The following is a 17,857-nucleotide window of genomic DNA, read 5'->3' on the forward strand; positions in this document are numbered from 1 at the left end:
GCTGCCATAGACGAAGCGGTCGGCGCCGGCGCCGCCGGTGAGCGTGTCCTTGCCGCCGGAGCCGGTGAGCACATCGTTGCCGTTCCAGCCCTGCAGGGTGTTGGCACCGCTGTGGCCGACCAGGCTGTCATTGCCCTGGCTGCCGGAGACGTTCTCGATCCCGACCAGCATGTCACCCTGCGCCTCGCCACCGCTGCCGGTGCCGGCGACCAGGCTGACCACGACTCCGGCCGAGCCGGTGAAGTAGCTGGCGGTGTCGGTGCCGGCGCCGCCGTCGAGATAGTCGGCCCCGGCGCCGCCGCGAAGCACATCGTTGCCGTCGCCGCCATAGAGCCCGTCGTCGCCGTTGAGGCCGTTGAGCACGTCGTCGCCGCCGAGGCCGTTGATCTCGTCGCCGACGAGGTCGTGGCCGTAGAGCGTGTCGGCGTCCTCATCACCGGTCACCACCCCGTCGCGCGGGTCGATGATCTGGGTCCGGAGCTCGCTGGGGCCCCGCCAGACCACCACCAGCCGGCCGTCGGCCAGCGCCGAGATGTGGGGGTAGAACTCGCCGCTCGCGCCGTCGGTGGTGGTGTTGACGGTGAACTGCGTGCCGACGCGCGCGCCGAAGGCGTCGAAGCGCTGGCCGACGATGTTATAGTCGCCGCTGTTGACGCCCAGGGAGGAATCGGACCAGACGGCGACGAAGCCGCCGTCCGGCAGGGCCACCAAGTCGGGAAAGGCCTGATGGTTCTTGAACATCGAATTGACCACGAACTCGTTGCCGACCTGCCCCCCGGCGCTGTCGTAGATCTGGGCGTGGATGCTGACGCCCTGCCGGTCCTGCAGCGCGGTCGAGAATTCGTACCAGGCGATGACGAAGCCGCCATTGGCCAGGCCGATCACCACGGCCGGGTGGTCGGCCGACGCGGCGACGCCGGGCGTGTTGTTGACCTGGAGCGAGGCGGTGACGGGGTCGCCGTCCGCCTCGAACACGCGATACCGGTAGTTGTTGCCGCCATTGTGGTCGACCCAGGTGACGACATAGCGATTGGCGCCAGGGATCTCGGCGATGGAGGGCGCCTCCTGGGTGCCGGCCGTCGCATCGTCATTGACGATGGTGTTGCCGATCCTGATGTCGCCGCTGGCCTGGAAGACGAAGCGGATGCCGCCGCTTTCGGACGAGGTGATCGCCCCCTGGCTCTCCTCGACGGCGGGGTCGATGAAGCCCTGCCCGACTTGGAAGGCGCCGTCGGCCGCATAGTGGCTCACCCAGGCATTGCCGCTGCCGTTGGCACTGGTGAAGGTAATGGAGAAACCGCCATCCGATCGCGCCGCCACCTGCGGCTCGGAATAGACCGTGCCGGGCCCGTCGCTGCCGACCACGATCTGGGCGCCGACGGGCTTGCCGAGCGCGTCGAAGCGCTGGGCCAGCACCTGCCGAGGCGTGCTGGTATCTTCCCACACCACGACATAGCCGCCGTCGGCGAGTCCGGCGACATCGAACCCTCGCACCGCGCTGGCGCCGGCCGTGATCCCGACGACCTGCTCGCTGCCCCATTTCCGCACCGGCATGATGACCCCTCCTTGCTCCGGTATCCGCAGGCCCGGCGCTGCGCCCGGCCTGGCGGAGCAAGCCTGCCTCGCAACGGCGCCGGCGACATCTCCCAAACGGGAGGGCGGGCCGGTCAGAAAAAACGCATAACATCGTATTTTCGATAATAATTGTAGCGACCTGCAGGAGAACAGCTCGTCCGGATCGCTTCGCCACGCCCCTTCGGGGCTCACCATGACGAGTCAACGTCTCGGGCGGCTGGTATCAGAAAGCGCACACATCCGGGTGCAAAAGCGGCCCGCGCTTGATCCAGAGCGCGCGCCCGCTTCCCCGACATGCGCCTGGAGATCGATGCCCGCCGGCAGGCGAGCCCAATCCTGCGGATTCATCACCTCGCCACCGGCGACGATGGTGCCGGACACCAGCAGAAGCTCCAGACCGTGGGAGTTTTCGGAGCGGGCGACGCAAGTGCTGGCCACCCGGGGCCATTCTCATGGCGAGCGCGCAAGGCGATCCCGCGATCTTCGATCAGGCGACTGCCGGTCTGATACCGACGAGCGCATGAAAGGATCGTCATTGCGAGGGCAGCGAAGCAGTACAGGGCCGCAAAAGCGGCGGCACGGATTGCTTCGTCGGCTTCGCCTCCTCGCAATGACGGTTCTCTTGCACGGGAGTCCGATCGCAGGCTCGCCGGTCGGGTGTTGATCCCTGGGGCGAAGGGGGCCATCCAGGATCGTGTCCCATCCCGTGATGTAGCTTCGGCGGTATGGTCACCGCGATCTCCGGCTGGAGCCGGATCGGTCAGGCGGCGAGGATGGGCAGGCTGACGAGGGGATCATCGCCCAAGGCTGAGACGCTTTCCCGGGTCATGTAGCGGCAGCGCTGGACGGCCCATTCGTCGTTCTGCTCGAGCAGCAGATCGGCGTCGGCGCTCTTCTCCGTCAGCCCGAGGAGGGCCATCATGTCGTCGGCCATCTTCGGTCCTCGGTCTTGGGGTCGAGTCCGCAAACCCGACCCTACCGAAGACCGCGGATGACCACCGCTGCGCCGCTCGCTCGCTACGGCGCCATGTGGAAGGCGCGCGTCGCGAGCGGCTCCGCTACCGTCCAGCAGCTAGACCATCACCAGGGACACGACCGAAATCCATGACTAAAAGCAAATTGCTGCGAATGCACAATGTCGGCATCGTGGTGGAATCTCTCGATGATGCCATCTCTTTTTTCACCGAGCTTGGCCTGACGCTTGAGGGGCGAGCCATGATTGAAGGAGAATGGGCCGGACGCGTCACTGGACTGGGTAATCAGCGCGTCGAGATCGCCATGATGGTCACTCCCGACGGCCACAGCCGCCTCGAGCTCTCGCGTTTTCTCACTCCGTCTGTCGTCGCCGATCACCGGAACGCCCCGGTGAACGCCCTCGGCTACCTGCGTGCTATGTTCACAGTGAGCGACATCGACGAAACACTCACCAGACTCCGCAAGCACGGTGCGCAGCTCGTCGGCGAAGTGGTTCAGTACGAGGACTCGTATCGGCTCTGCTACATCCGCGGCCCCGAAGGACTTCTCATCGGACTGGCAGAACCACTCGGCAGTAATCGGTAACGGTCAAGGGAGAACCCCGCCCACGTCGGTGGGTGGGGTTCGTGCACGCATGGGAAGGGAGGATCGTGTCCCATCCCGTGATGCAGCTTCGGCGGCGTGGTCACCGCGATCTCCGGCTGGAGCCGGATCGGTCAGGCGGTGCCGCTGGATGGCCACGCCCCTTCGGGGCTCGCCATGACGGTCAACGTTTCGGGCCGCTGGTATCACACCAGCGCATTTCCAAACGGTCTCTTGCAGCCCGGTGAAGAGAGGGCAGGGCCGGCGGTCAGTCCCGCCTGACCCATTTCACCGGCACCACCCATTCGATCACCACATCCTCCATCGGCGGGGCGTTGTAGCTGTCGAGGGTGAAGTAGCCGGGGCTGGAGCCGCGGCGCAGCACCTTGACGAAGGTGCGGCCGTCGGCCAGGCGGACCACGACCTCGCGCCCGATCAGGCTGGCCGGGTCGCCGGTGGCGTCGGCGCGGCGATAGTAGATCGTCTCGCGCTCGAGATAGCGCGGGAACATCGAATCGCCCTCGACGATCACCGCCACCGTCGCATCGTCGGCGCCGGGCGGGGCCTCGACCTCGTCGATCTGCTCGGACGAGGCGTCGCCGTCGAACAGATGCACCTCGGCCCCGGCGCCGACCTTGCCGACCAGCCGCACGGTGCGGGGCGTGCCCATCACCTCCAGCTCGCTGGTGCCGAAGGCCTCGGCCGCCAGCCGGATATAGTCGGCGGTCAGCCGGCGCTCGCCGCGCTCGAGCTTGATGAACTGGCCGCGCGAGACGCCCATGGCCTCCGCCGCCTGCTCATGCGTCCAGCCCCGGGCCTGACGCAGCTGTTTCAGTCCGTTCCCCATTCCGGGGATCATAAGTGATCGAGATTGGCTTGTCATTCCCCATTATGGGGAAAATTGAGTTGACTTAATTCCCCGGAATGGGGAATATTCTCTTCATGTATCGAACCCATTTCAAGCCGTCCGGAGGCTGAGCCGGATGATTCCTCGGCTTCTCGACATTTTGGCCCTGCTGACTCTGCTGGGCCTGACCGCGGCGCTGCTGCGGCTCAGTGGCGCCGGCTGATCCCCTCCGCAACGGACCGTGGCGGCCCGGCTGACCGCTCCCCCTCGGAGTCTCGCAATGTCCTTTGCATCCGCGCTTGCCGGCCCGATGGCCGGCCTCGCCCTCGCTGTGTTCGCCGTCCTGCCGACCCCGGCCGCCGCCCAGGCCGAGAGCCCCTGCGCCCCTTACGAGATCATCGCCGCGGCGCTGAGCGAGCGCTATCACGAGGCTCCGGTCGCGCGGATGCTGTCCGACCGCGGCTTCGTTATCGAGATCCTAGCCTCGGCCGACGGCGCCAGCTTCACGGTTCTCGGCATCCAGGCCGGCGGCGGCGCCTGCGTGCTGGCGACCGGATCCGGCTTCGCCTTGGTCAACCCGGCGGCGGAGCCGGTGCCGGGGACCGACGCCTGATGTGCGACGACTTTCCGATTCCGCTGAGCGACCGGACCCGGTCGCTGTTCGCCGTCATCGCCGCCGCGGCGGCGGAGGGGGCGCAGACGCCCTCGGCCGCCGAGCTGACAGCGGCGCTGCAGGCCGCCGGCCACCGGATCGGCCACAATCCGGGCCTGATCAGCTACGAGCTGGGGCGGCTGGAACGCGCCGGGCGGATCACCGTCATCGGCCGCGGCCGCCGCCGCGTCTTCGAGGTCGCCGGCACCGGCCAGCGCACGGCGCGGCGCCCGCGCCGGTTGAGCCCGGAGCAGATCCTGGATCTGTCCGAGGCCCAGTCCCGGCGGCTGGCCGAGCGCGCGAGCTGGCCGCGGCCGACGAAGGCGAGCGCCGCCAGCTATGATGCCGCCGTGCGGCGCCGCGAATTCGCCCGGCATGAACACCCTGAGCCGCGCGGCCCGTTCGTCCGGATCGGCCCGCCGCCACCACATTCGCCGGCCGGCTGCGCCGCGGCGATGATGGCGCTCTGGTAACACAATCTCAGATGCGGGCGGCGGCCCGGCCGCGGAAATAGGCGTCGCGGAAGGCCGCGAAATCGCGGCGGAACTGCTCCAGCCCATAGGGCTCGGGCGGCTCCACCGGCGCCCGGTGGGTGATCGCGGCCATCACGCAGTCATGAATCCGGCCCAGGCTGCCGCCGTCGCGCGCGATCCGCATGGCGCGGGCGATCCACCCCACCTCCAGCTCGGAGGGGCGGTAACCCTCCTGCCAGTTGAGGAGGTAGATGCGCAGCCAGGCGTGGATCGCCTCCGCCTGCCGTGGGGACTCCGACATGCAACCTCCGGGGCTGCTCCCTCTAGAGCAAGCGGGCGACCCCGGAAGTTGTTCCAGGCCGAGAAGATGGCGGCGGGCGGGCTGCCCGCGCCCGTCATCGCGGCATTCCGAGACCAGCAGAGGGGAATGATGACGCGACACAGGAACGGGCGCGGCAGGACGATCGCGGCCGGGCGGGGCGCCGCCTTGCGGGAGACGCCGGAGCGGGCCCGGCATGCGGCGGGAATCATCGACCGGCCGACCGGCACCGCGATCGGCGCCCCGGTCGGGCGCCTGGTGCAGTCGCCGATCGACCGGCTGGCCGCCCGCGGCACGATCAGCCCGCGCATGCATTCGGCCGGGCAGCGGCTGCGCAGCCAGTTCGAGATCGGCGTCCTTGGCGTGCAGGACCGCGATGGCGAGCTGCCGCCCGGGATCCGCGGCACCGGCATGGTGTTGACCCCAGGCGAGGTGCAGCTCGAAGCGCTGCGAGCCTACAAGGCGGCGCTGCGCTGCCTCGGACCCCATGTCGGAGCGGTGGTCGAGGCGGTGTGCTGCCATGAGCAGGACGTGTCCGCCGTCGCCGCCAGGCAGGGCCGCAGCCGCGAGAAGGTGATGGGCGTGCTGGAGGACGGGCTGAAGACGCTGGCCGACCACTATCGCCTGACCGGCCGTGACGACCCGCCCCCGGGGAGGGGGGTGAGTCGCGAGATGTTCGGCACCGCCGCCGGCAACGCCCGGCGGATCCGCGATGGGTGACGGATCGTTTTTCCGGGCTCGCGTGTTGATTCGACGCAACAGCGCGGAGTGCGGGCCTTGACCAACGGTTTCGGCTTTGCCCGGGCGATGTTCGTGACGGTCGCTGTCGCGGCGTCCGCGCCGCTCGTCGCCGCGTGCCAGCCGGATGGCTACGGCTATGGCGGCTACCCCAGTTACTACTACGGGTCGGGGTATGGCTGGTATGACGATGACGACTACTATTACCGCGACCGATACCGCCGTTACCGCTATCGCGACTGGGACGACGACGACCGCGACCGGTTTCGCCGCCACCGCCGGGATCGGGACGATGACGACGACGATGATCGGCGCCGCTGGCGCCGGGATCGAGACGACGGGCGCACCGACGTCCAGCGGCTCTTCCGGATCCCGCAGTCGTCGGGCGATCGGGATCGTGGTGATCGGGACCGCGGCAGCAGGGGCCGTGGTAACGGGGGCAGCAACCCAGTCAAGCGACTCTTCCAGATTCCGCAGTAATCCGAGCAGCTGACGCCGGCTCGACCTCGTCCGCTCAGGCCCGCCCCGCAACGCCGCGGCGGGCCGTTTCATGCCGAGCAGGCGCCACCGCCCTTCGATGTTCGCTTTTTGTTCTTGACGCGATGCCGCGTCGCGTGGCATAGTTCAGGCACAGTCAGACAGTTGCGCCCGCCCGGCACCGCCGCGGCGGGCGCTTTCGTTCCGATCCCCCGAGTGGAGCGCGATGCGGCATGGCACGGAGTCGGTTGAAGCTGAACTGGAAGCAACGCCGCTTCGTCCGCCACTTGCTCGACTGCGGCAACGGCGCCGAAGCGGCGCGCCGGGCGAAATACATGAACCGCGCGAGCAAGGATTGCGCCGCGAAGCTGCTGAAGAGGCCCTGGCTCCTGGTCTTCGCCCTTCGCTTGGAAGAGCGGCGGCGGCTGCGCCGGCGGCCCGTGGCGGCGAACGCGGTCAAGACGCTGTCGAACAAGATCCCGGTCGTCCTCGACGGCCGCGGGGATGGCAAGCCGAACCCCGAGGAGCAGGCGGAGCTGCTGCGGCATAGGGAGCGGCTGCAGCGCCTGCCGCCCGAGCCCGAGATCCGGCCCGCGCTGCGGGCGCCGGCCCCGCCGCCGCTGGAGCTGGCGCCGGCGTTCCGGGATCTGCTGAAGCCGTCCCGTTACAAGGCCGTCCATGGCGGGCGCGGGTCCGGCAAGTCGCATGTCTTCGCCGAGCTGCTGGTGCGCCGTTGCGTCGACAGGCCGATCCGGGCGGTGTGCATCCGCGAGGTGCAGCGGTCGCTCGACCAGTCGGTCAAGCGGCTGATCGAGGACAAGATTCAGGCGCTGGGCCTGGGCCCCGTCTTCACCGTCCAGGCCGACAGGATTCTTGGTCCGGGGGGACGGCCGGATCATCTTCCAGGGCATGCAGAACCACACGGCCGAGAGCATCAAGTCGCTTGAGGGCTACGACATCGCCTGGGTCGAGGAGGCACAGTCGCTGTCGGCCCGCAGCCTGGAGCTGCTGCGCCCGACCATCCGCAAGAAGGGGTCGGAGCTGTGGTTCTCCTGGAACCCGGTGCGGCCGGAGGACCCGATCGACCAGCTGTTCCGCGGCGGCCCGACGCCGCCCGACACCGTGCTGATCGAGGCCAACTGGACGGAGAACCCGCACTTCCCGGATGTCTTGAAGGCGGAGATGGAGTGGGACCGCGCCCGCGACCCGGACAAGTACCAGCATGTCTGGCTGGGCGGCTATCGGCGGGTCAGCGAGGCGCGGGTGTTCCGCAACTGGCGGATCGAGGCGTTCGAGACGCCGGCCGACGCCCGCTTCCTGTTCGGCGCCGACTGGGGCTTCGCCCGCGACCCGACGGTGCTGCTGCGCTGCTTCGTGCAGGGGCGGACGCTGTTCGTCGACCACGAGGCCTACCGCGTCGGCTGCGAGATCGACCGCACCCCGGCCCTGTTCGACACCGTGCCGGGGTCGCGGCGCGGCCCGATCATCGCCGATAGCGCCCGGCCGGAGACCATCAGCTACATGCAGCGCCACGGCTTCGGCTGCATCCGGCCCGCGGCCAAAGGCGCCGGGTCGGTCGAGGACGGCATCGAGTTCCTGAAGAGCCACGACATCCTGGTGCATCCGCGCTGCCGGCACCTGATCGACGAGCTGGCGCTGTTCAGCTACCGCACCGACCCGAAGACCGGCGAGATCCTGTCGCAGCTGGAGGACCGCGAGAACCACGCCATCGACGCCCTGCGCTATGCCCTCGAGGGACAAAGGCGCAAGCAATACGGCACCTATGACAGCAGCCTGAGATGGGTCGGATGAAGACCGCCGGGACGACGGCCCGCTACGGGCTGGTCGCGCCGCGCAGGTCGTCCACGGCCCGGGCCCAGCCCGCCAGCCGGGACCGCACCTGCCGCCCCAGCGCGATTCCCGGCGCCTCGACCCAGCGATAGGTCACGGCCGAGGCGGCAACGAGCAGCAGCGCGCACAGGCCGCCGACCAGCCAGTACCGGACCGGGTCGGCCATGGCGAAGCCCCGGACCGGCGGCAGCGCGAAGACGAGGGTCAGCACAAGGCCCTGCAGTAGATAAATGCTGTAGCTGATCTCGCTCATGCGCCGGGCGGGGCGCGTCGACAGCAGGCCGAACAGGGTGCAGCCGTCGCAGATCAGGTAAAAGAAGACCGACAGCAGGATGATCTGGACCGGGCCGATCATGTCGCCGAAAGCCAGGAACACCGTGCCCAGGCACGCCACGGCCAGCAGCGAGGCCGCCCGTTCGGGCGCGCGCGGCCGGGTCTCGCGCCGGACCAGGCATGCCGTCGCCATGCCGGAGAAGAATGCAGCGAGGATCGTGGCCAGGGTGGCAATCAGCAGCCCCGGCGTCGGATGGGCGAACGAGATGTCGGCCGACCAGGACGCGATCGCCAGGACGACCAGGCAGAGCAGGAGGCCGCCGCCGGCGAACCGCTGGGGTCGGGCCCCGCGGGCGACGCCGGCCATCAGCCGCAACGACCCGTAGAACAGCCATTCGACGAAGATCGTCCAGGTCACCCCCGCCAGGATCAGCCCGGTGCGGGGATAGCCGTTGACGTCGGGCTGCAGCGGGACGATGCCGAACGCCAGCCATTGCAGCACGGCCGCCGCGACGGTCCAGGCCGGCTCCCGGAGCGTGAACCCGGTCCGCCAGGCGACGATGACGAGCATCAGGCCGGCGGCCAGGAGATACATCGGACCGATGCGGAAGAGGCGGCCGATATAGAGTGCCGTCCAGTCCGGGCGGCCTTTGCCGTCGAGCAGCTTCCCCCAGAACAGGAAGCCCGTGATCATGAAGAAGAGCATGACGCCGGCCTGTCCGAGCAGGGTGTAGAAGCCCGAAGCCGGCAGCTCCCAGAGTCCCGTCTCGATGTACCGGTGGGTGATGACCAGGTGGTGCGCGAAGACGCTCATCGCGAGGAAGCCCCGCAGCCCGTCGAGCGTCGCCGTCCTCCGGTCGTGCCAGAGGGGCTTGTCCGCGGCCCGGAAGATCGGGGTCGCCAGCACCAGCCAGACCGCGGCCATGAGAACGAAATACGGCCACACGGAGAAGATGCCCATCTGCGCCCCCCGGGGACGATCCCGCGCTGCCGGAAACACAGGCGGCGAAAGCCGCCGCCCGTCTAGCTGCAAGATCATGCAGGTCGGCGGCGTCGCGCCCGGGGCCGGCCTGGTCGGACCGGCGCGACTTCGGGGGTTCGCAATGCCGGGAGCTTCCGTCCGCGGTATTGTGTTCGCTTTTTGTTCTTGACGCGATACCGCGTCGCGTGGCATAGTTCAGGCATCGTCAGATAGTTGCGCCCGCCCGGCACCGCCGCGGCGGGATTTTCATGCGCAGCCGCCGTCGGCCCGCAGCCCCTCCCGCGAGGGAAGGGGCTCGTTTTCTTCGGCCGGCGCCGGCCCTCGCGGCCATTCAGAGACCATACCGAAGAGATCTCCCGCAGGCGGGAGAGGCGAAACGACAGCCGGGCCGATGGCCCCGGGAGGCCGGACTTGATCCTGGACACGCTGACCAACCTCGTCGCCGGGCTGTTCACCCCCAAGGACAAGCTGGCGCATGACCGATTCGTTCTGGTCGCGCAGGATCGCGGGCAGCTCGACGCCGCCTATCGCGGCGACTGGATCGCCCGCAAGGTGATCGACGTGCCGCCCTTCGACATGACCCGGGAATGGCGGCGATGGCACGCCGCGCCGGAGCAGATCGCGGCGATCGAGGCGGAGGAGGCGCGGCTGGGCGTCCAGCGCAAGGTGGCGCGGGCGCTGCGCCTGGCCCGGCTGTATGGCGGCGCGGCGCTGGTGCTGGGCGCGGGCGACGATGATCCGGCCCGGCCGCTGCCGGCGCTCGGGCGCGGGGCCTTGCGCTATCTGCACGTCATGCACCGCTGGGAGATCGCGCCCGGCGAGATCGACCGCGACGTGCTGTCGCCCGGCTTTGGCGAGCCCGGCTGGTACCAGGTGGCGTCGGCCGGCAGGGCGGGGCAGGGCGGCGTGCGCCTGCATCCGAGCCGGGTGGTGCGCCTGGTCGGCGCCGAGCTGCCGGACGGGGCCGGCGGCGACGGCTGGGGCGACAGCGTGCTGCAGGCGGTGACGGATGCGATCCGCCAGGCCGGCCTGGCCGCCCAGGGCGTGGCGGCGCTGCTGCACGAGGCCAAGCTCGACGTCATCCGCATCCCGCACCTGACCCAGAACCTGGCCGAGGCCGACTATGCGGCCCGGCTGGTCGAGCGCTTCACCCTGGCGAACACGATGAAGGGGTTGGTGAACGCCCTGGTCATCGACAAGGAGGAGGAGTGGGACCGCAAGCAGCTGAGCTTCGCCCAGCTGCCCGAGGTCATGCAGCAATATCTGCAGATCGCCGCCGGCGCCGCCGACATCCCGGCCACCCGCCTGCTGGGCCAGGCCCCGGCCGGGCTGAACGCCACCGGCGAGAGCGACATCCGCAACTACTACGACCGGATTGCGGCGGAGCAGCGGGTGACGCTGGCGCCCGCGCTGCGCCGGCTGGACGAGGCGCTGATCCTGAGCGCGCTCGGCATCCGGCCGCCGGAGGTGCGGTACGAGTGGGCGCCGTTGTGGCAGCTCGGGGCGGGCGAGGCGGCGACGATCGCCAAGACCAAGGCCGAGACCAGCTCGGTCTACGCCGCGGCCGGGCTGATCCCGCCCGAGGTGCTGGCCCAGGCGGTGCGTGACCAGCTGGTCGAGGACGGCACATATCCCGGCATCGAGGCGGCGTATGGCGCGGCACCCCCTCCCCCCAACCCCCTCCCGCGAGGGGAGGGGGAGAGTTCTTGATCTGAGACGTAGGTCGGGCTCGCGGCGCGAACCCGACGTCGCGCGGCCACTAGGACGAATGTTGGGTTCGCCTGCCGCGAACCCAACCTACGACTGCTCATCACGAGGAAACTCAATGCTCATCACCGACACCGTGGCGCTGGTCGGCGACCGGCGCACCACGCAGGACGGCTATCTGGTCGCGGCCGCCCGCATCGCCCGCACCGGCGTCCAGACCTACAGCGGCGCCGAGATGGGCCGGCCGGAGCTCGCCTCCGTCCGGGTCTGGCGACCGGAGGAGGAGGTGTTCGCCGCCGACGCCATGGCGTCGATGGCGCACCGGCCGGTCACGCTCGACCACCCGGCCGAGCCGGTCACGGCCGCCAACTGGAAGGCCCATGCCGTCGGCCAGGTCGGCGGCGAGGTGGCGCGGGACGGCGACTATCTCCGCGTGCCGCTGGTGCTGATGGACCGCGCCGCGATCGACGCCGTCACCGCCGGCAAGCGGCAGCTCAGCGTCGGCTATTCCGCCGAGATCGACTGGACTCCCGGCGCCACGCCGGCGGGCGAGCCCTATGACGCCGTGCAGCGCCGGATCCGCGCCAACCACCTGGCGGTGGTCGACGCCGCCCGCGCCGGCCCGGCCTGCCGCATCGGCGACGCCGGGGGCGCCGCGCCCACGGCGCCGGCCGCACCTGCCGACGACGTCGCGGCGTTGCGGGCCGCGCTCGAGGCCCGGGACGGCGAGATCGCCGCCCTGACCGCGCGGTTGCGCGACTCAGAGATGACCCCGGCCCGGCTGGACGAGGCCGTCGCCGCCCGCGCCCGGCTGCTCGCGGAGGCCCGACGGATTGCCGGCGACGATCTCGCGGTCGAGGGCCGTGGCGAAGCCGAGATCCGCCGCGCCGCGGTGGCGTCCCGGATCGGCGACGCCGCCCGGGAGATGGGCGACGCGGCGATCGAGGGCGCCTTCCGGGTGCTGGCCGCGGCCGCCCCGTCCGGCCCGTCGCGGCCCGACCCGCTGCGCCAGGCCCTGGCCGGCCGGCCGGTCCCGGGCGACGCGCGCGCCGAGGCGCTGCGCCGGCGCGACACCCGCCTGACCGGGGCTTGGCGAGCCGCCAGTTCCACCGCTTCCACCGCGGCCTGACCGCCGCCAGCCATCAAGGAAAGGAGTGACGGACATGGCCGTCGCGCAGAACAGCTACAGCGAGACCATCCGCCCGGCCGTGGCCGGCATGGTCGCCAACCTGACCAACGCCGATGCCGACAGCCGCATCGTCGAGACCGCGTCCGGCATCGGCTTCGGCTTGGCCGTCGGCCAGGGCGCCGGCGCCAAGGGCGCGGTGCTCGGGGCCTCGGCGGCCGCCGGCTTCGTCGGCATCTCGATCCGCGACGTCGCGCTCGACCCGCGGGACGGCGATGTCTACCGGCAGGGCGCCACCATCGCCGTGCTGACCGAGGGCGACATCTGGGTCACAGCCGGCAGCGCCGTCGCCCCGGGCGACAATGTCGTGTTCGAGGCCGCGACCGGCGTCCTGTCCAGCCTGCCGGGCGACGCCACCCATTTCGCCATCGCCGGCGCCCGCTGGATGACCGGCGCCGCCAGCGGCGGCCTGGCCGTCGTCCGGCTCGGCGGTGCCCTGCCGTCGGCTTGACCGCCGGCTTCCGATTGCCCAGCCCTTTCAAGGAGCCTTCCATGTTCGCATTCGACGCTCAGCAGGCGCTGGGCTTCCTCGTCTCCCAGACCAGCCAGATCGAGGCGCAGGTCTACGAGATCCAGTATCCCGACATCCAGTATCCGGCGCTGGTGCCGGTCGACACCTCGGCCAATCCCTGGGCCAAGAGCGTCACCTTCTTCTCCACCGACCGGGTCGGCCAAGCCGAGTGGGTCAGCCACCTGGCCAAGGACATCCCGCTGGCGGATGTCGAGCGCGCCCAGAGCGAGCATGCGATCGAGATGGCGGCTATCGGCTACCGTTACACCCTGCAGGAGCTGGGCCAGGCGATGATGGTGCCGGGCACCAACCTGTCGGCGGACCGGGCCGCGGCCGCCGTGCGCGCCTATGAGGAGTTCATGGACGGCCTCGCCCTGCGCGGCGTGCCGCCGAGCGGCAGCGCCAAGGGCTGGGCCGGCCTGATCAACGACCCGAACGTCACCGCGGGCCTCGTGGCCAATGACGGCGCCGGGGCGTCCACCCGCTGGGCGGACAAGACGCCGGACCAGATCCTGCGCGACCTGAACGAGCTGCTGACCGGCGTCTACCAGGAATCGCTGACGGTGGAGCTGGCGGACACGCTGCTGCTGCCGATCGACCGGTTCACCTATCTGGCCGAGACGCCGCGCAGCGGTTCGAGCGACCTGACCATCCTCGAATATCTGCGCCGCAGCAACACCTACACCGCGATCACCGGCGCGCCGCTGACCATCCGCGCCGTGCGCGGGCTGGCGGATGCCGGGTCGGGCGGCACCGCGCGCATGGTCGCCTATCGCCGCGATCCCCAGGTGGTGAAGCTGCACCTGCCGATGCCGCATCAGTTCCTGGAACCCTCCCGATCCGGGCCGCTGGCCTTCGACATCCCGGGCATCTTCCGCACCGGCGGGGTCGAGATCCGGCGGCCGAAGGCGTTCCGCTACGGCGACGGTATTTAATCAGGGGAGGGCTCGGCCATGCGCATCGCCAACATCTCGCCGGGGCCGCGCTTCCTCTATGCCCAGGGCCGGGCTCGGCTGATCGAGCCGGGCGAGGCGGTCGAGCTCGAGCTGACCGAGGCCGAGGCGGCCAATGCCCGGCGGCAGGTCGAGGCCGGGCTGCTGGCCTGGGGCGACGAGCCGCCCCGGGCCGCCGGGCCGAGGGCGGTGCATCGGGGGTTCGGCCGGTTCCACATCGTCGGACCCGACGGCGAGGAGCTGGCCGGCCCGCTGCGCAAGGAGCAGGTCGCGACGGAGCTGGCGCGGCTGGGGCAGGGAGGCTGACGATGGATGGTCCGACCCCCGCCGAGCTCAAGGCCCGTTTCCCGGGCTTCGCCGCCGTCGCCGACGCCGTGCTGCAGACGGCGCTGGACGAGGCGGCGCTGCAGGTCGGCGACAACTGGGCGAGCGCAGCCGATGTCCGGCTCGGCCGGCTGCTGCTCGCCGCCCATATCCTGACCCTGGACGGGCAAGGCAGCGGCGCCGAGGCGGCGGCCGTCGCCGCCGGCGGGTTCCGGCGGATGCGCAGCGGCGCGCTGGAGCTGGAGCGGCCCGACACCACCGATGGCAGCCCGGGCGCGCTGGACTCGACCGGCTACGGCCGCCGCTTCCTGGAGCTGATGCGGCGGAACGTCCCAGCCGTGACGGTGGTGTAGCCATGTCCCTGCTCGACAGCACCCTCCGGGCGGTGTTCGGTGCCGCCTTCGCGCCGCTGCTGCTCGACGGCACGCTGCATGTCGCGGCCAAGGATGCGGATGGCCAAGTGATCCTGCCGCCGGCCTTCGCCGATGTCCCGGTCAAGGGCCACCGCGACGATGCCGGTGATCGGCAGCGGACCGACTGGGGGATCCCGGGCCAGGCGGTACGTCTCATCGTACTGCAGGCAGGCGTGGTCTCGGAGCCGACGCTCGACGACGAGATCACGCTGGCCGGAGGCCGCTGGCGGATCAGCTCGATCGAGCGCGACCCGGCCGGCGCCGCCTGGATCGTGACCGGAGTGCCGGCGCGATGACGCGGGTCACCGGCGTCGACCGCCATCTCCGGCGCCTGAGGCAGGCGGGCAAGGCCGTCCGCCGGGAGGCCGGCAAGGCAGTGGCCGCGGCAGCGGAGCTGGTCGCGGCAGAGGCCGTGGCCAGCATCGCCGTCGGCTCGGCGAGCGGGCCGGATCACATCCCGTCCGCGCCGGGCGAGCCGCCGAACGCCGACACCGGCCGGCTGGACGGCAACATCACCGCCGTACGGCGCAGCGAGCTGGCCGCCGATGTGGTCTCGGCCGCGCCCTATGCCGCCGACCTCGAATTCGGCACCTCGCGCATGGCGGCCCGCCCGTATCTGCGGCCAGCGACCGCGAAGAAGCGGGGAGAGGCAGTCGAGCTGATCCTCCAGGCCATCCGCCGGGCCCGGGCGGAGGGATGAGGCCTGCATGGGAGTCCGAAGCATGCCCTGGATCCATTTCATCGCCGATTTCGACTTCAGGCCCTCGCGCCGGGTCGTCCTGGCCTATCGGGCGGGAACGACGCTGCTGGTTCCGACCGCCGCGGCCGAGGCCGTGGAGGCCGCTGGCGCCGGCCGGCGCGTGCCCAAGCCGAAGGACAGCCATGAGCGGCCGTGACCTGTCCGGCCCGCTGCGCCGCGCCGTGACGGCGGCGCTGCAGGCCGATCCCGGCGTGGCCGCCCTGGTCGGCGGCCGGGTCTACGACTACGTCTCCGCAGCCCCGGCCTATCCCTTCCTGCGCTGTGCCGCCGTCATCGCCCAGCCCTGGGAGGCGACCGGCGGGGTGCGTGGCAGCCTGATCCGGCTGCAGGTCGATTCCTTCACTAAAGGCTATGGCCGCGCCTCGGCCGAGCCGCTGGCGGCGACCGTCGTCAGGGCTTTGGACGAGGCCGACCTCGTGCTTCCCGACGGCTTCCTGGTGTCGCTGCAGTGGCGGCAGACCCGCCTGCTCGACGACCCGGCGGAGCAGGGCGTCGTCCATTGCGTGATCGAGTTCGAGTGCATCGCGGCCGAGTGACGCCGCCCCTTTTCGCCCCTGCCGCTTCCGGCATGACCGGCCCCGCCAGCGAGCGGGGTCTTTTCATTCGAGGAGATCCCGATGGCCCAGGCCAAGACCTTCCGCTTTTCCGACGTCATGATCCTGCTCGGTGACGGTGCCGTTCCGACCGAGACCTTCGCCGCGCCCTGCGGCCTGACCGAGCTGGGCATGACCATCGCCAGCGACACCAATGAGAGCGTGATCCCGGATTGCGACAACCCGGACGATCCCGCCTGGAAGATCACCGACATCACCGCCCTGCAGATGACGCTGAGCGGCCAGGGCGTGCTGGACCGCAACGCCCGCAAGACCTGGGAGGACTGGGCCTTCTCCGGCGCCGAGAAGACCGTCCGCTGGGTCTATGACGTCACCGCGGCGGATTTCGGCGGCTATTACCAGGCGCCAGCGATCCTGACCAGCTACCAGGTCACCGCCCAGCGCGGGCAGCGGGCGACGGTGCAGATCGCCATCACGCTCAACGGCAAGCCGGCCTGGACGGCGGTGGCCTGATGTCGGGGCAGCCGAACATTGCCGCCGAGGTCGAGCTGACCTGGGCGGACGGGACCTATCTCTTCGCCCTCAAGCTGAAGCAGATCGAGGAGCTGCAGCGGCTGTGCGGCGCCGGCCTCGGCGAGATCGCCCAGCGCCTCCTGGTCCAGCGGCGCTGGTACGCCGCCGACGTGGTCGAGACCATCCGGCTCGGCTTGATCGGCGGCGGCCTGCCGGCGGTGCGGGCGCGGGAGCTGGTCGATACCTATGTCGACGGCCGCCCGCTGGCCGACCCGCGCGACCCGGCCAATCCGCTGGCGACGGCACAGGCCGTGATCATGGCCGCCTATTTCGGCGTCGCCGAGGCGACGGAGGAGCCGGAGGGAAAAGCCGAGGCCGCGGCGGACGACGGGACGGATGGATCGACGTCGCGGCTTTCTACGGCCAGGGCCTCGCGGTCGGCATCCCGCCGCCCGAAATCGGCCGAATGAGCCTGGCCGAGTTCCTGCTGGCCGGCCGGTCCTATGCCCGAATCGTGGATCCGGCCGGCGCCCCGGCCGCGGCGCCGCCATCCGACGACGCCTTCGACGAGATGCTGGCCCGGGCGCGGGAGAACGGATTCCTGGCCGGGTAGAAGGGGTTTCTCCGGCGCCGTCCGGCAGGCCCGTTCAGGAACAGAGTTCCTGGATCACGATGGAGGCGTCTTCATGCACCTTCGGGTCGGTTTCGCCGGTCAGCGCGTCGGCGATACCGCTCACCTCCTCGGCCACCCTTCGGAGACTCGCGAGATCTTCCTCCTTGAGGTCCGGGTATTGCATCTTCAGGCGCGTGACGGCGGCGAGAATGACCAGATTCTGGTGCAACAGCGTCTTGACCTGTTCCATCCCTCTCTTCTGGTACGTCAGTGCTTCGAGGAACGAGTCCGTGAGCGTCCTGCATTGCTGCGGACCGATCGTAGCGGCGGATGACGGCGAGGCGACCACTGTCGAGAGGATGGCCAGAGCCGGCAGAATCGCGTACCGCCAGGAAAAATTGTTCATCCTGAATTTTCTCCCCCCAAAATAGAATCAGACTGTCCCATATTCCCGTTTGGGGGTCGAGTCCGCTTTCGGCCGGCCCGGCGGGTAAGGCGACGGGCCAAGCTGCCCTGATCCCGTCGCGAAGCGCATCCCGATCCTCAATCGACCTTCAGCCTCCCACACGTCCCGGCCGG

At 70.3% G+C, this 17,857-nt stretch carries 26 protein-coding genes; 20 read left to right on the plus strand and 6 right to left on the minus strand.

The genetic code is table 11. The features are described from left to right. Together KXR53_RS17015 and KXR53_RS17020 are read right to left on the minus strand one after the other, a co-directional pair. Nucleotides 1-1,554: calcium-binding protein (locus KXR53_RS17015; RefSeq protein WP_437376431.1), on the minus strand; the 1,554-nt coding region annotated here is incomplete at its 3' end. Nucleotides 1,555-2,335: 781 nt separating this feature from the next. Continuing rightward, the gene (locus tag KXR53_RS17020; protein ID WP_437376614.1) at nt 2,336-2,509 is read right to left on the minus strand and encodes a hypothetical protein; all 174 of its coding nucleotides are present in this window, start codon (nt 2,507-2,509) and stop codon (nt 2,336-2,338) included. A 170-nt stretch (nt 2,510-2,679) separates the two neighbouring features. Between KXR53_RS17020 and KXR53_RS17025 the strand changes: the two genes are divergently transcribed. Further along, nucleotides 2,680-3,135 (plus strand): VOC family protein, encoded by a 456-nt coding sequence (locus KXR53_RS17025; protein WP_437376432.1) that lies wholly within the window; start codon nt 2,680-2,682, stop codon nt 3,133-3,135. 265 nt (nt 3,136-3,400) lie between these two features. Here the strand turns inward: KXR53_RS17025 and KXR53_RS17030 are convergent, their stop codons facing one another. Further along, nucleotides 3,401-3,979, minus strand: a complete 579-nt coding sequence (locus KXR53_RS17030) for a LexA family transcriptional regulator (RefSeq protein ID WP_437376433.1) — start codon at nt 3,977-3,979, stop codon at nt 3,401-3,403. A 280-nt stretch (nt 3,980-4,259) separates the two neighbouring features. On the opposite strand from KXR53_RS17030, the gene KXR53_RS17035 reads away from it, so the two are divergent. Further along, nucleotides 4,260-4,592, plus strand: a complete 333-nt coding sequence (locus tag KXR53_RS17035) for a hypothetical protein (RefSeq protein WP_437376434.1) — start codon at nt 4,260-4,262, stop codon at nt 4,590-4,592. Next, a complete protein-coding gene (locus KXR53_RS17040; protein ID WP_437376435.1) occupies nt 4,592-5,104 on the plus strand; it encodes a hypothetical protein in 513 nt (170 codons plus the stop codon). The genes KXR53_RS17035 and KXR53_RS17040 overlap by 1 nt, the downstream gene beginning before the upstream one ends. A gap of 7 nt (nt 5,105-5,111) precedes the next feature. Here KXR53_RS17040 and KXR53_RS17045 read toward each other — a convergent pair whose 3' ends face one another. Beyond that, nucleotides 5,112-5,405, minus strand: coding sequence for a hypothetical protein (locus tag KXR53_RS17045; protein ID WP_437376436.1), 294 nt, complete (start codon nt 5,403-5,405; stop codon nt 5,112-5,114). 129 nt (nt 5,406-5,534) lie between these two features. Between KXR53_RS17045 and KXR53_RS17050 the strand changes: the two genes are divergently transcribed. The 4 genes from KXR53_RS17050 (at nt 5,535) to KXR53_RS17065 (ending at nt 8,450) form a co-directional block, all read left to right on the plus strand. Next, the gene (locus tag KXR53_RS17050) at nt 5,535-6,143 is read left to right on the plus strand and encodes a DUF6456 domain-containing protein (RefSeq protein ID WP_437376437.1); all 609 of its coding nucleotides are present in this window, start codon (nt 5,535-5,537) and stop codon (nt 6,141-6,143) included. Between the two features lie 57 nt (nt 6,144-6,200). After that, nucleotides 6,201-6,641, plus strand: a complete 441-nt coding sequence (locus tag KXR53_RS17055) for a hypothetical protein (protein WP_437376438.1) — start codon at nt 6,201-6,203, stop codon at nt 6,639-6,641. 230 nt (nt 6,642-6,871) lie between these two features. Beyond that, complete coding sequence (locus tag KXR53_RS17060; protein WP_437376439.1) at nt 6,872-7,585, plus strand: phage terminase large subunit; 714 nt, start codon at nt 6,872-6,874, stop codon at nt 7,583-7,585. Further along, entirely contained in the window at nt 7,512-8,450 is a 939-nt protein-coding gene (locus tag KXR53_RS17065; protein WP_437376440.1) for a PBSX family phage terminase large subunit, read from the plus strand. The genes KXR53_RS17060 and KXR53_RS17065 overlap by 74 nt, the downstream gene beginning before the upstream one ends. A gap of 22 nt (nt 8,451-8,472) precedes the next feature. Here the strand turns inward: KXR53_RS17065 and KXR53_RS17070 are convergent, their stop codons facing one another. After that, nucleotides 8,473-9,723 (minus strand): acyltransferase family protein, encoded by a 1,251-nt coding sequence (locus KXR53_RS17070; RefSeq protein ID WP_437376441.1) that lies wholly within the window; start codon nt 9,721-9,723, stop codon nt 8,473-8,475. 432 nt (nt 9,724-10,155) lie between these two features. On the opposite strand from KXR53_RS17070, the gene KXR53_RS17075 reads away from it, so the two are divergent. The 13 genes from KXR53_RS17075 (at nt 10,156) to KXR53_RS17135 (ending at nt 17,278) form a co-directional block, all read left to right on the plus strand. Continuing rightward, entirely contained in the window at nt 10,156-11,454 is a 1,299-nt protein-coding gene (locus tag KXR53_RS17075) for a DUF1073 domain-containing protein (RefSeq protein ID WP_437376442.1), read from the plus strand. A gap of 115 nt (nt 11,455-11,569) precedes the next feature. Further along, a complete protein-coding gene (locus tag KXR53_RS17080) occupies nt 11,570-12,580 on the plus strand; it encodes a DUF2213 domain-containing protein (protein WP_437376443.1) in 1,011 nt (336 codons plus the stop codon). A 34-nt stretch (nt 12,581-12,614) separates the two neighbouring features. Further along, entirely contained in the window at nt 12,615-13,088 is a 474-nt protein-coding gene (locus tag KXR53_RS17085) for a structural cement protein Gp24 (RefSeq protein WP_437376444.1), read from the plus strand. Between the two features lie 41 nt (nt 13,089-13,129). Further along, nucleotides 13,130-14,083 carry a DUF2184 domain-containing protein gene (locus KXR53_RS17090; RefSeq protein WP_437376445.1) on the plus strand — a complete coding sequence of 318 codons (954 nt, stop codon included), beginning with the start codon at nt 13,130-13,132 and terminating at the stop codon, nt 14,081-14,083. Nucleotides 14,084-14,101: 18 nt separating this feature from the next. After that, nucleotides 14,102-14,407 carry a hypothetical protein gene (locus KXR53_RS17095; protein ID WP_437376446.1) on the plus strand — a complete coding sequence of 102 codons (306 nt, stop codon included), beginning with the start codon at nt 14,102-14,104 and terminating at the stop codon, nt 14,405-14,407. A 2-nt stretch (nt 14,408-14,409) separates the two neighbouring features. Beyond that, nucleotides 14,410-14,778: a DUF4054 domain-containing protein gene (locus tag KXR53_RS17100; RefSeq protein ID WP_437376447.1), complete on the plus strand. Its 369-nt coding sequence runs from the start codon at nt 14,410-14,412 to the stop codon at nt 14,776-14,778. A gap of 2 nt (nt 14,779-14,780) precedes the next feature. Beyond that, on the plus strand, nt 14,781-15,134 hold the full coding sequence (locus KXR53_RS17105; protein ID WP_437376448.1) for a hypothetical protein: 354 nt from the start codon (nt 14,781-14,783) through the stop codon (nt 15,132-15,134). Further along, nucleotides 15,131-15,538, plus strand: a complete 408-nt coding sequence (locus KXR53_RS17110) for an HK97-gp10 family putative phage morphogenesis protein (RefSeq protein ID WP_437376449.1) — start codon at nt 15,131-15,133, stop codon at nt 15,536-15,538. Before KXR53_RS17105 ends, KXR53_RS17110 begins: the two co-directional genes overlap by 4 nt. 22 nt (nt 15,539-15,560) lie before the next feature. Next, nucleotides 15,561-15,734: a hypothetical protein gene (locus tag KXR53_RS17115; RefSeq protein ID WP_437376450.1), complete on the plus strand. Its 174-nt coding sequence runs from the start codon at nt 15,561-15,563 to the stop codon at nt 15,732-15,734. After that, entirely contained in the window at nt 15,721-16,134 is a 414-nt protein-coding gene (locus tag KXR53_RS17120) for a DUF3168 domain-containing protein (protein WP_437376451.1), read from the plus strand. Before KXR53_RS17115 ends, KXR53_RS17120 begins: the two co-directional genes overlap by 14 nt. An 81-nt stretch (nt 16,135-16,215) precedes the next feature. Beyond that, entirely contained in the window at nt 16,216-16,665 is a 450-nt protein-coding gene (locus KXR53_RS17125) for a phage tail tube protein (RefSeq protein ID WP_437362237.1), read from the plus strand. Then, nucleotides 16,665-17,135 (plus strand): gene transfer agent family protein, encoded by a 471-nt coding sequence (locus tag KXR53_RS17130; RefSeq protein ID WP_437376452.1) that lies wholly within the window; start codon nt 16,665-16,667, stop codon nt 17,133-17,135. Before KXR53_RS17125 ends, KXR53_RS17130 begins: the two co-directional genes overlap by 1 nt. Next, on the plus strand, nt 17,132-17,278 hold the full coding sequence (locus KXR53_RS17135; RefSeq protein ID WP_437376453.1) for a hypothetical protein: 147 nt from the start codon (nt 17,132-17,134) through the stop codon (nt 17,276-17,278). Before KXR53_RS17130 ends, KXR53_RS17135 begins: the two co-directional genes overlap by 4 nt. A 34-nt stretch (nt 17,279-17,312) precedes the next feature. Here KXR53_RS17135 and KXR53_RS17140 read toward each other — a convergent pair whose 3' ends face one another. Continuing rightward, on the minus strand, nt 17,313-17,684 hold the full coding sequence (locus KXR53_RS17140) for a hypothetical protein (RefSeq protein WP_437376454.1): 372 nt from the start codon (nt 17,682-17,684) through the stop codon (nt 17,313-17,315). Nucleotides 17,685-17,857 lie beyond the last annotated feature (173 nt).

Source organism: Inquilinus limosus, from assembly GCF_051487185.1.
GTDB classification, from domain to species: domain Bacteria; phylum Pseudomonadota; class Alphaproteobacteria; order DSM-16000; family Inquilinaceae; genus Inquilinus; species Inquilinus limosus_F.